At 64.1% G+C, this 12,039-nt stretch carries 12 protein-coding genes; 1 reads left to right on the forward strand and 11 read right to left on the reverse strand.

Annotated elements, in window-relative coordinates:
* Nucleotides 1-9 precede the first annotated feature (9 nt).
* The 10 genes from CEY11_RS03235 to CEY11_RS03280 all read right to left on the reverse strand — a co-directional run bounded on the left by CEY11_RS03235 (nt 10) and on the right by CEY11_RS03280 (nt 9,541).
* Complete coding sequence (locus CEY11_RS03235) at nt 10-1,344, reverse strand: MFS transporter (RefSeq protein WP_088601907.1); 1,335 nt, start codon at nt 1,342-1,344, stop codon at nt 10-12.
* 81 nt (nt 1,345-1,425) lie between these two features.
* Nucleotides 1,426-1,992 (reverse strand): CDP-diacylglycerol--glycerol-3-phosphate 3-phosphatidyltransferase, encoded by a 567-nt coding sequence (gene pgsA / locus CEY11_RS03240; protein WP_088602036.1) that lies wholly within the window; start codon nt 1,990-1,992, stop codon nt 1,426-1,428.
* Between the two features lie 178 nt (nt 1,993-2,170).
* Nucleotides 2,171-3,994 (reverse strand): excinuclease ABC subunit UvrC, encoded by a 1,824-nt coding sequence (gene uvrC / locus CEY11_RS03245; RefSeq protein ID WP_088601908.1) that lies wholly within the window; start codon nt 3,992-3,994, stop codon nt 2,171-2,173.
* Nucleotides 3,957-5,015 (reverse strand): beta-N-acetylhexosaminidase, encoded by a 1,059-nt coding sequence (nagZ, locus tag CEY11_RS03250; protein ID WP_088601909.1) that lies wholly within the window; start codon nt 5,013-5,015, stop codon nt 3,957-3,959. Before nagZ ends, uvrC begins: the two co-directional genes overlap by 38 nt.
* A gap of 274 nt (nt 5,016-5,289) precedes the next feature.
* Nucleotides 5,290-5,718: a holo-ACP synthase gene (gene acpS / locus CEY11_RS03255; RefSeq protein WP_088601910.1), complete on the reverse strand. Its 429-nt coding sequence runs from the start codon at nt 5,716-5,718 to the stop codon at nt 5,290-5,292.
* Between the two features lie 149 nt (nt 5,719-5,867).
* Nucleotides 5,868-6,257: a type II toxin-antitoxin system VapC family toxin gene (locus CEY11_RS03260; protein ID WP_088601911.1), complete on the reverse strand. Its 390-nt coding sequence runs from the start codon at nt 6,255-6,257 to the stop codon at nt 5,868-5,870.
* Nucleotides 6,257-6,469: an AbrB/MazE/SpoVT family DNA-binding domain-containing protein gene (locus tag CEY11_RS03265; RefSeq protein WP_088602037.1), complete on the reverse strand. Its 213-nt coding sequence runs from the start codon at nt 6,467-6,469 to the stop codon at nt 6,257-6,259. The genes CEY11_RS03260 and CEY11_RS03265 overlap by 1 nt, the downstream gene beginning before the upstream one ends.
* A 136-nt stretch (nt 6,470-6,605) precedes the next feature.
* The gene (locus CEY11_RS03270) at nt 6,606-7,574 is read right to left on the reverse strand and encodes a Bug family tripartite tricarboxylate transporter substrate binding protein (protein ID WP_088601912.1); all 969 of its coding nucleotides are present in this window, start codon (nt 7,572-7,574) and stop codon (nt 6,606-6,608) included.
* A gap of 25 nt (nt 7,575-7,599) precedes the next feature.
* Complete coding sequence (locus tag CEY11_RS03275; RefSeq protein ID WP_233154695.1) at nt 7,600-8,538, reverse strand: isocitrate lyase/PEP mutase family protein; 939 nt, start codon at nt 8,536-8,538, stop codon at nt 7,600-7,602.
* Nucleotides 8,539-8,620: 82 nt separating this feature from the next.
* Entirely contained in the window at nt 8,621-9,541 is a 921-nt protein-coding gene (locus CEY11_RS03280; protein ID WP_088601914.1) for an amidohydrolase family protein, read from the reverse strand.
* A gap of 131 nt (nt 9,542-9,672) precedes the next feature.
* Between CEY11_RS03280 and CEY11_RS03285 the strand changes: the two genes are divergently transcribed.
* On the forward strand, nt 9,673-10,587 hold the full coding sequence (locus CEY11_RS03285; protein ID WP_088601915.1) for a LysR family transcriptional regulator: 915 nt from the start codon (nt 9,673-9,675) through the stop codon (nt 10,585-10,587).
* Between the two features lie 121 nt (nt 10,588-10,708).
* On the opposite strand, the gene paaK is transcribed toward CEY11_RS03285, so the two are convergent.
* Nucleotides 10,709-12,022, reverse strand: coding sequence for a phenylacetate--CoA ligase PaaK (gene paaK, locus CEY11_RS03290; RefSeq protein WP_088601916.1), 1,314 nt, complete (start codon nt 12,020-12,022; stop codon nt 10,709-10,711).
* Nucleotides 12,023-12,039 lie beyond the last annotated feature (17 nt).

Consider the following 12,039-nt stretch of genomic DNA (forward strand, 5'->3'; position numbering starts at 1 on the left):
GTCCCTTGCTCAGGCCGCGGCCGGCGCCGGCACCGGGCGCGCGGCGAACCTGGCCACCCACAAGGCCAGCAGCGCCGCCGCGACGAAGCCCATGGCTGCCCCGAGCCAAGGCCCCTGGGTATAGCCGGCATCCAGCAACACCCCAAAACCCACCGGCCCCAGCGAAGACCCCACGTCCATGCCCGAATACACCAGGCCGTAGACCGTGCCGACCGCACCCTTGGGGGTGACTCTGCGGATCAGCATGTCGCGCGACGGCGATGACACCCCCGAGCAGAAGCCCGCCAGGGCCACTACCGCCACCGCCCACGACGAAGCCACCGTTCCGGAAGCCAGCCACACCAGCAGCAGCCCGGCCAGCACCAGCGACACGGCAATCGTGCGTTCGGTATTGGGCGTGGCCGCCACCAGGAAACCCCCGGCCAGCATGCCCAGCGCCGCGGCCAGCATATACGCGGACAGCGCCGAGCCGGCCAGCACCTTGTCCAGGCCGTACACCTGCCCCAGCATCGGAATCGTATAGTTCTGCACCGCCGACAGCGCCATCGCGGTGCAGGCGAAGAACAGGAAGGCCCCCCACAGGGCCGGGCGGCTGGCGAGCGTGGCCAGCGTGCGCAGCGCCGGCTCGCGGGCCGGCGCAGGACGAGCCTGGGCCGCACCCGCACCGTTCCCGTTCGCCGCGCCTTCAGCGGCGTCACCCGCAACACCACGCGCAGCCGCAGCGGCGTGGGAATCGTCGCCCCCCTCGAGCAGGCCGCGCCCCAGCCAGGTCAGCAGCAGCACGCAGGCCACCAGCGCCGCGGCGGCGAAGGCCGCCACGCGCCAATTGGCCACATGGATGATCCCCGCCATGAACACCGGGGTCAGCGCCCAGCCCAGGTTGCCCGTCAGGCCATGCGCGCTGAAGGCATGGCCCAGCCGGCGCATACTGACCCGATGGTTGATGATGGAATAGTCGACCGGATGGAACACCGAATTACCGGCCCCGCCCACCAGCGCGGCCAGCATCAGCATGGGGTAGCCCGCCGACGCGCCGATCAGCACCCCCGACAGCACGAAGCAGGCCAGGCCGAAACGCAGTACCGGCGCCGGGCCGATGCGATCCACCACAAAGCCCGAAGAGGCCTGCCCCAGGCAGGAAACCAGGAAAAACGCCGAGGCCAGCAGGCCCAGCTTGACGAAGTCGTAGCCGTACTGCGCCGCCAGCGACAGATACAGGGTGGGCAGCACCAGCTGGAAAAAATGCGAACACGCATGCGCCGCGCCGATCAGCCCGATGGTGCGCCAGTCCCGGCGCCGGAGATCGGCGCTGTCGAGCGGCACGTCGAGTGCCGGGGCGTTCATGTCAGCCTCCGCAAAACTGCCCGGCGAAGACTGAAACTCTCGTAGAGGGCAGCGAACGTGGTAAGCGTGAGGGCCATTTCATCAGCCTCCGCGGCTGCGGATTTCCGGCCACGCGCGGCGCAGGTAATAGCACATGGACCAGACCGTGAGCACGGCGGCGATGATGATCAGCACCCTTCCGACCCATTGCAGCGACACCCCGTGAATGGGCTGCCAATACAGCAGGCAGGGAATCGCCACCATTTGCGCGGCGGTCTTGAACTTGCCCAGCCAGTGCACCGCCACGCTGCCGCTGGCGCCGATTTTCGCCATCCACTCGCGCAGCGCCGAGATCGTGATTTCCCGCCCGATGATGATAAGCGCGATGAACGAATCGACGCGATTCAGATCCAGCAGCACCAATAGCGCCGCGCACACCATGAGCTTGTCGGCCACCGGGTCGAGGAAGGCGCCGAAGGCCGAGGTCTGGTTCCAGCGCCGCGCCAGCCAGCCATCGAACCAGTCGGTAAGCGCCGCCACGATGAAAGCCACCGCGGCGACCGCGTCGCGCGCCGGCACCCAGCCGCCAGGCAGGTAGAACAGGCCCACCACCAGCGGAATCATGGCTATGCGCAGCCAGGTAAGAAAAATCGGTACGTTCAAGGGCATAATGGGCACCATACTACATTATCTTCGGGGCTTATTGCCTGGCCGTGTCGCCGCGACGATAAGGGGCGGGCCACTCCGGGCCGCACTGGCTACCTGCCGCACGGCAAGCGCCGTACGGATACCGAATTCCCGCTTGCACATCGAACAAGCCAGACGCCAGACAGGGCATTGGCGGGATCTAGCGCAAAGCCTGGTAGATGCGCTCGGCCAGCTCGTCGGAAATCCCTTCCACCGTGCGCAGGTCGTCGACGCTGGCGCCGACCACCCCCGAAAACCCGCCGAAGCGCGCCAGCAGTTTCTGGCGCCGCTTGGCCCCGACCCCTTCGATTTCTTCCAGGCGCGACACGTTGCGCGCCTTGGCGCGACGCGCGCGCATGCCGGTAATGGCAAAGCGATGCGCCTCGTCGCGCACCTGCGCCACCAGCATCAGCGCCGCCGACTCCGGCCCCAGCGCAAGCGGCGCGCGGCCGTCGGCAAACACCAGCGTCTCCAACCCTACTTTGCGCCCTTCCCCCTTGGCCACCCCGACCAGCGTGTGGATGTCCAGGCCCAATTCCGCGAATACCTGGCGCGCCACCTCCACCTGGCCGCGCCCGCCGTCGATCAGCACGATGTGCGGCATGGGCGACTGGCCGTCGGCCACCCGGGCGAAACGCCGGTTCAGGGCCTGGCGCATGGCGGCATAATCGTCGCCCGGCGTGATGCCGGCGATGTTGTAGCGTCGGTACAGCGAGGGCTGCATCTCATGGTGCATGTACACCACGCAAGAGGCCTGCGTCGCCTCGCCGGCCGTGTGGCTGATGTCGAAGCACTCGATGTGCATGGCGTCCAGCGCCGCTTCGTCCGTGTCCATGTCGAGCAGGCTCGCCAGCTCCAGCGTGCGCGCGGCGCGCGCGCTGGACTCCGACAGCACGCGGGCGAGCGCCAGCTCGGCATTCTTCAGGGCTTGCTCGAGCCAGGTCTTGCGCACGCCTTGCGGCCGCAGCAGCACACGCGCCTTGACCCCGGTCTGCTCGGCCAGCAGGCTCATCAGGTCGGGATCCGATAGCGCGTGCGAACACACCAGCACGGCCGGCATGGCGCTGTCCAGATAATGCTGGCCGACGAAGGCGCTGAGCACGTCGCCCGGCGTATCGTCCTGGGCGTGCGACGGAAAAAAGGGCTTGTCGCCCAGATGGCGCCCGCCGCGCACCATCGCCAGGTTCACGCATACGCGCCCGCCCGAGCTCGCCAGCGCGATCACATCCACATCATCGTTGCCGGTCTTTTCCATGGTCTGCTGCTGCAGCACGCGCGCCAGCGCGCCCATCTGGTCGCGCAGCGCCGCCGCCTGCTCGAAGCGCAGCTCGTCGGAGGCCCGCTGCATGCGCTTCTCGATGTCGCGCAGCACTTCCGTGGCGCGCCCGTCCAGGAAGCGCAGCGCGCGATCCACGTCGGCCAGATATTCGTCGGGCGCGATCAGTCCCACACAGGGCGCCGAACAGCGCCCGATCTGATACAACAGACAGGGCCGCGAGCGATTGGCGTACACGCTGTCCTCGCAGGTGCGCAGCCGGAACACCTTCTGCAGTATCTGGATGGTCTCGCGCACCGCCCAGGCATTCGGGTACGGGCCGAAATAGCGCCCCTTGCCCTTGGTGCTGCCGCGGTAGTAGGCGATGCGCGGCGCGCGGTGGTCGGTAACAGCCAGGTAGGGGTAGGACTTGTCGTCGCGAAACAGGATGTTGTAGCGCGGCTTGAGGCTCTTGATGAGATTGTTTTCCAGCAGCAGCGCCTCGGCCTCGGAGCGCGTCACCGTGACTTCCAGCCGCGCCACGCGCGAAACCATCTGCGCGATGCGCGGGCTGGCCAGCGTCTTCTGGAAATACGAAGACACGCGCTTCTTCAGGTCGCGCGCCTTGCCTACGTACAGCACCTCGCCGGCGGCATCGATGTGCCGGTACACGCCGGGCAGGTGCGGCAGGTCAGCCAGAAACGATTTCAGATTGAAGTCTTCGGGCATATTGGTAGCGTTCATTGGCCTGCAGCTCGTCCCAGCCGGGCGCCGCCACGCGCGGCATCAGACGCCGCAGCCGCGCGATCGAGGCGGCCTGCGGTTCGATGCGCAGCCGCTGCAGCAGCTCGTCGGCCAGGTCTGGGCGATTGCACACCAGTACCATGTCGCAGCCAGCCCCCAGCGCCGCCTCGGCACGGGCCAGGATGTCGCCCGCCACGGTGGCGCCCTGCATGGTCAGGTCATCGGAAAACACCACGCCGTCGTAGGCCAGGCGCTCGCGCAGCACCGACTGGATCCAGTAGCGCGAAAAACCCGCCGGCTGCGGGTCGACTTGCGGATAAATGACGTGCGCCGGCATCACCGATGGCAGTACCATGTCGCCCAGCCAGTCGTAGGGCGCGGCGTCCTCGGCCAGAATCTCTTCCAGGCCGCGCGAGTCCACTGGAATTTCGTGGTGCGAATCGGCCTGCACCGCGCCGTGGCCCGGGAAGTGCTTGCCGCAGGCTGCCATGCCGGCCAGCGCCAGGCCCTGCACCAGGGCGCGCGCCAGTACCGCGACCACGCGCGCATCGCTATGGAAGGCGCGGTCGCCGATGACGCTGCTGACGCCGTAGTCCAGATCCAGTACCGGCGTGAAGCTCAGGTCGACCCCGCAGGCGCGCAGCTCGGCGCCCAGCACATAGCCAGTTTCGCTGGCCAGCCGCAAGGCGCGCAGCGCATCGCGCATCCACAGCTCGCCCAGGCGGCCCATGGCCGGAAGCGGCGTGAAGCCGTCGCTGCGGAAACGCTGCACGCGGCCGCCTTCATGGTCGACGGCGATCAACAGGGGTTCGTCGCGCAGCGCATGGATATCGCCACACAGCTTCTGCAGCTGCGCGCGGCTCTCGAAATTGCGCGCGAACAGGATCACGCCCCCGACCAGAGGATGGCGCAGGCGGCGCTTCTCGTGCGCGCTCAGGCCGGTGCCGGCCACATCGACCATGACGGGCCCGGGCGGCAGGATGGTGCGTTTTCTGGATTGGGGCATCGCTTGCTGCAACTCCTGGGTGTGCGGGAAAACTTGGGCAAAGGCGCCGCGGTAAAGGCCGCGAAGCAATAAAAGCTATGGCGTAAATATATAGAAAAAAATGAAAATATAGAGGGAAGAGCCCATGGAAGCGGCGCTCCAGGCAGGCGGCCAGTATAGCGGCCACCGCCGACCGGGGCCCACCCACCGCGCCGCGCAGCATCGGCCGAATCACGGATTTTCGCAGCTGGCGAGCCGGCACCCGCCTGGCTCGCCGCGCAACACCCGCCCGGAATCACCCATCGGCCGGCGCGGCGCGCGCCTCGACCACCACGAAGGCCGCCACCATATCACTTTCGTCGGTCATGGATACATGGGCCGCGCCGAAACGCTGCGCGTACCAGCCCGCCAGGGGCTCGGACAGGCTTACGCCCGGCTTGCCGCCGGGGCGATTGAGCGTCTGCATCAGCGTCCAGGACATCGGCGCGTGCATGCCCAGCCCTATGGCCTTGGAAAACGCCTCTTTGGCGGCGAAGCGCGTGGCGATGTAACGGATGCCGCGCTGGCTGTCGCGCTGGTAGCGGCGCTGGAAGACTTCGAGTTCCTGCGGGCCGAGAATGCGCTGGGCGAAACGCAGGCCGTGGCGCGCGTAGGCGTTCTCGATGCGCTGCACACGCAGCAGATCGACCCCTATGCCCGCCACATTACCCGTTTGCCCCAGCATCAGCCTGTTCCGTCCGGCATCACGCCGCGCCACCGCGGCGCAGCCGAATTCGCATCATACCGTGAGCGGAACAGAAACGGCCCCGCGCTGCGGCGCCTGCCGGCTGCCGGAATCCGCCGGCAAGCGCGGACGATATCTCCTTCCTACGCTCAAATGGTCTTGGCGAACAGCGCCACGCCGGGCAGGCCTTTGAAATGGGCATCGCAGGTGAGCAGTTCCGCTCTCTGACTGCGCGCCGTCGCGTAGACGACAGCGTCGGCAGTGGCGAGCTTGTATTCGCGGTGCAGATCCGCCGCGAACAGGGCGATGGCTGTATCCAAGGGCACGACGACGCACTTCTGCGTATAGGCGATCACCCCGTCGGCTTGATCCTCGCCCGCTACGCGCACCAGCCACTTCGACAATTCCAGCTGCACTATGGTCGGAACAATGCACTGCGGCTTGTCCGGGAATTGCTTGCCCAGCTTTTTGCCCAGCGCACTACCCGTAAGCCATTCGATCCAGGCCGAGGTATCGACCACACGCGACGGCGCCGCCATCAGTAGCGATCCTTGCGGTCGCGGTAGCCGTCCTTGTGAGCCCCCTTGGCGATACCGGCCAGTTCATCGAGCTCGGGCACGGGCATTACCAGCACGCCCTTGCCCTTGGGAATGAACACGAACTCCTGGCCGGCCTCCCAATGCTGCTTTTCCCGCACAGCCTTGGGAATGGAAATCTGGAATTTGCTCGACAGCGTGGCGGTAGCGGTCATTTTCGTACCCAATATTCATCGATATCAATTTGGTAAGAATAACTCCTTGCGCCCGCCAGGTCGAGCCGTGATCATCGACACCACCCCCTCCCCGGCTGCCGAAGACACTCTTTACTGCCCAGATTCGGCTGCGGCCTCACTTCAGGACGATATTGTTGGATTTGATCAGTGCCGCCCATCGCTTCGCCTGATCGGCCAAAAATGTCCGGAACTCCTCGGGCGTACTGCCAACGGCGCCAAGGCCCAGAGTATCCAGGCGTTCTAATATTGGCTTTTCGCGCGCGACCTGCTGAACGGCCTTGGACAGGCGCTGGACAATACCCTCCGGCGTCTTGCCCGGTAGGAAGAAACCGTTCCAATCGGAAATCACGAATTCCGGAAAACCCAGCTCTACGAAACTGGGAATCTTCGGCAGGACTGAAAGGCGTTCATTCGACGTAACCGCCAACGGCCGAAGTTTCCCCTGCCTGATGTATCCAATAGCCGAGGAGATGTTGCCGAAATAGGTGTCGACGCGCCCGCCCAACAAATCGACCACCGCAGGCGCCCCGCCTTTATAGGGCACGTGTATCAGTTTGACGCCTTCATACTTCATGAGCATCTCGCCGCAAAAGTGCGCGACGCCACCGATGCCGCCGGAGGCATAAGTCATCTTGCCCGGACGAGCCCGCGCCGCCGCCACAAATTCCTGTACTGATTTATAAGGCGACTTGGTCGATACCAACATCACGCTCGGCGCATTGACCGCCTGCGATACGGGCCGAAGATCCTTCTCGAAGTCGTAACTGAGTTTGTGCGCAATCGAATTAATGACAGAGGCGAAGGTATCGTAGAGCACCGTGTAGCCATCGGGCCTCTCATGCACCACCAGGTTCGAGGCGATCATGCCACTGGCTCCTCCCCGGTTTTCAATGACCAAGGATTGGCCCAGTGGCTCGTACATTGCCCTCGCGAACAATCTTGCCACGGTGTCAGCTCCGCCTCCGGCGGAAGAGCCGACAATCACATGAACCGAGCGATCCGGCCACGCTTCGGCGCTCATTGCCCGGGGAAGGACGGCGCCGCACGCCAGGCCCATCAAAAATCTGCGTCGATTTGTAGTCATCTTGTCTCCTTTTTTCCAATAACGATCAATGCGGGGATCGGATCACGAACGAGCGCTCGGCGTCGCGATAGCGGCGCTGCAACTCTTCCTCACTGAGCACGCTTCGTTCCAGCGCGTCGATGAACTCGTAGCCCATCAGCTCGGTGACGTCTTCAATGCCGGCCAGCAGATCCGGCCGATCGTGTATCGTGCCGGTCGCCGAACAATCGGCCCATAGCCCAAGCGCGATGTCCATGGCCTTGATGGCGGCCGCCGGCAGCATGCGAGCGCAGCTGACGCGCGCGACCCCCATCTTCTCGAGCTCGAGCGGGCTGATAAGCGGGGTTGTCGGCCGGCTACGCACGCCAAAACCCATGTTGACGTTAACGGGTGCTTGCACCGCATCGACGAAGCGCCGGATGTCGTCCGCCGAGGCGATCGCATCGGGGTAGACCATGTCGGCGCCCGCAGCGAGGTAAAGTTTGGCGCGCTTGATCGCACCCTCGAGGCCTTCGACCGCGATTGCATCGGTTCGCGCATTGATGATGAAGTTGGAGTCGCGCCTTGCCCGCACCGCCGCTTCGATCTTGGCCGCGGCATCTCGCGGGTCGATGACTTCCTTGCCACGCATGTGTCCGCAGCGCTTGGGGATCACCTGATCCTCGATGTTGATACCGACGATACCCGCCTCCTCGAAATACTGGACTGCGTGGTAAACCGTCACGGCGTTGCCGTAGCCGTTGTCAGCGTCGGCCATCATCGGGATCGAGACCGATTGCGCCAGGTGTTTGCAGCCGTCGACATTCTCGAGCAAGCCCATGATGCCGACGTCGGGTTGTGAAAACCGTGAATTGCTGAGGCCGGCGCCACTGACCGCGCATGCCTTGAATCCTTTTTTTTCAATAAGTCTCGCGCTGTAGCCGTCATAGCAGCCCGGCGAGACGATGATCTTGCCGGACTTCAGCATAGCGCGCATGGTCGCCATTTTCTGGGCTGCGGACGGCCTCTGAGGTAGATTGGATGTCTCGTTCATAGTCTTTTGGGCAGAATGATGAAGGGTTGGAAAGTCACGCGGTACGCGTGGAGAAATAGAGCCTTTCAGGATTGGCGACGAGAATCCGATGGCGAACCGACGCATCGGCCGTCCAGTAGGCGAGTATGTCCAGCAGCGCCGCATCGCTAGGCATGGCGCCTTTGAATGACGAGTGCGGCCAGTCGGTTCCCCACAGCAGCCGATCGGGCGCAAAAGCAATCAATTCCTGAACCGCGGATCGCAGCGAGGGATACGGCGGCGTTGGGTCGTCGAAGCGATTCACCGCCGACAACTTGACCCAGCAATTCTGCTCAGACAACATACGCAACAGCACCTCGTAGCCAGGATCCTGTGCAGCCCTTTTCAAGTCGACCCTGCCGAAGTGGTCAAGCACCACCGGCACAGGCAGGCCCGCTACCCACTCGCGCAAGCCCTGCAGCCGATTGCCGTGTACGTGAAGCTGCAGATGCCAGCCGAACGGCCCGATACGCTCAATGAGCGGATCAAGCTGCTTCATGATCCGGGCATCTTGACCTCTTGGTACTGAGGCCTCGCGCAAATGGATGCGCACGCCACGAATGCCAGCTGCGTCGAGGCGGGCGATCTCGGGCGAATCCACCGCTGGATCGACAAGCGCGATGCCACGGGCGTCGATACCCGCTGCACGCAAGACATCCATGCCGTCGAGGGTCACCTGGTTGTCCCGATAAATCGTGGGCTGCACCAATACCGCTCTCTGTATACCCAGAGACTGGAGCATGCGTACATAGTCCTGAACCTGGCTGTCCGCGGATGGGATATAGCGCTTATCGCCGCCGGGCTCATAGTGCGGTGGAAAACCGTAGACATGCGCATGGCAGTCGCAGGCACGCGGCGGCACCTCGAACGACGGCCGCACGGATGGCGGAATCGGCGAGACACAAGTGATTGCTTGCGGCGAAATAGGTTTGAACATTCAATTCATTACCCCAGCGAGCGGAGCACTGGCTCCGCAATCGCTGCTGGAGGATGTCAAAAATCGATTGTGTGATAAATTTATCTATATATCCAATTGGATTTTTTATTAAAAATTGATAAGAAAATTCGATGCGTCGCTTCTCCTTGGCCCAGTTGGAGGCTTTCCGCTGGATTTGCAGATTGGGCACTTTCCACGCCGCGGCCGAGCGTTTGAATGTGACTCAGCCCAGTGTGTCGCAGCGAATCCGCGAACTTGAATCGGCGATCGACGCGAAGCTTTTCGAGCGGCGCGGCAGCGGCGTTCGTCTGACGGCAGAAGGAGAAATCCTGCTGCGCTACACCGAGCAGGGGCTTTCGCTGTTTGACGAAATGGAAGATCGTTTGCGCACGGGCGATCCCTTGCAGGGAACTCTGCGCGTCGGCGCATCCGAAACCGTGGCCATGACATGCCTGCCGGACATGATCAGCTCGTTGGAGGCGCACTACCCAAAGCTGCGTGTCGAGCTCAACGTGCGCAACAGCACCATGTTGTGGGATTTATTGATGCGCAAGAAGCTCGATGTCGCGTTTCTTACAGATGCACGCCAGCACCGCAGCATCCATATCGAGCCGCTCGGGCGTACGGAGGTCGCGTGGTTTTCAAGCCCGGGCCGGCGCCTGGTCGAAGGCAGGCCATTGCGCCCGAGCGATCTGGAAGGCGTCAGCATTCTGAGCATGCCGGCCCCTTCACCGCTAAACGATATGCTGGTCAACTGGTGCACATCGAACGGCGCGCCGCCGCCAGCCTTTAGCACCTGCAACAACATCGCCGTCATCGCCCGGCTTTTGATCGCCGGCGTGGCGGCAAGCATCTTGCCGGTATGCACCGTTCAGAGTGAAGTCGATTCCGGAGCCCTGCTGCGCTACGACCCACACCCTACTCTGCCACCGCGAACGCTGTGCGCAGCCTACCCGGTATCCGCACGCGGCCCCGGCATGGACGCGCTGCTGGAAAACGCGCACCGCGCGCTCGCCGATACCGGGCTGTTCTATTCACCACATTAAGGACAGACGAAAAGGCTTGAGTCCGGTGCAGTACTGAACTCAGACCTCGATCAGCCAGCTTTTAACGACTCAATTTGGCGTCAGTCGCGCAAGCCTCTTTTTCGCCGGACTTTGGCCTTTGTCAGCCGCGCTTGTCGATGACGCGGCGCGCCTTGCCGGCGACGGTGCGCTCGATGCCGCCGGCGCCTTGCACGCTGATGCGGGCGCTTACGCCGATATAGGTCTTGATCGCGTGCCGCAGGCGGCCGGCCAGCGCGTCGCGTTCGGCCGCGCCCAGCGCGTCGTGCTCGGGACGCAGCTCGGTGATGACCTCGAGCTCGTCCAGATTGCTGCTGCGCGTAAGCACCAGCTGGTATTGCGCAGCCAGCTCGGGCGTTTTCAGCACCAGTTCTTCGACTTGGGTCGGGAAAAGATTGACGCCGCGCACGATCAGCATGTCGTCGCTGCGCCCGGTGATCTTGTCGATGCGGCGCATGCTGCGCGCCGTGGGCGGCAGCAGGCGCGTCAGGTCGCGCGTGCGGTAGCGGATCACCGGCATGCCTTCTTTGGTCAGCGAGGTGAAGACCAGCTCGCCGGGCTCGCCGTCGGCCACCGGGGCGCCGGTGGCCGGGTCGATGATCTCGGGCAGGAAGTGGTCTTCCCAGACCACCGGGCCGTCCTTGGCTTCGACGCACTCCATGGCCACGCCCGGGCCCATGACTTCGGACAGGCCGTAGATGTCGACGGCGTCGATGCCGCAGCGCGCCTCGATGTCCTGGCGCATCTGCCCCGTCCAGGGCTCGGCGCCGAAAATACCGATGCGCAGTGAGCTTTCATGCGGATCCATGCCCTGGCGTTCCATTTCCTCGATCAGGTTGCAGAAATACGAGGGGGTCACCATGATGATGTGCGGGCCGAAATCGCGTATCAGCTGCACCTGTTTCTCGGTCTGGCCACCGGACATGGGCACCACCGAGCAGCCCAGGCGTTCGGCACCGTAGTGCGCCCCCAGGCCGCCGGTGAACAGCCCGTAGCCGTAGGCCACGTGCACGATGTCGCCGGGCCGTCCGCCACCCGCCCAGATAGAGCGCGCCACCAGCTCGGCCCAGGTGTCGATGTCCCGCTTGGTGTAGCCCACCACCGTCGGCTTGCCGGTGGTGCCGCTGGAGGCATGGATGCGCACGATGTCCTCGCGCGGCACGGCAAACATATTGAACGGATAGTTGTCGCGCAGATCTTGCTTGGTGGTGAAGGGAAAGCGCGCCAGGTCGCCGAGCTCTTTCAAGTCGTCGGGATGAACCCCGGCGGCATCGAACGACTTGCGGTAATGCGGCACGTTATCGTAGGCGTGGCGCAGCGACCATTTCAGGCGCTGCAGCTGCAGGCTGCGCAACTCGTCCTGGCTGGCATGTTCGATGGCGTCGCGGCCTGCATGGTTTTTTGTGGTTACGGACATTTCGGGCTCCTGCCTGT

Source organism: Candidimonas nitroreducens, from assembly GCF_002209565.1.
Taxonomy (GTDB): domain Bacteria; phylum Pseudomonadota; class Gammaproteobacteria; order Burkholderiales; family Burkholderiaceae_B; genus Candidimonas; species Candidimonas nitroreducens.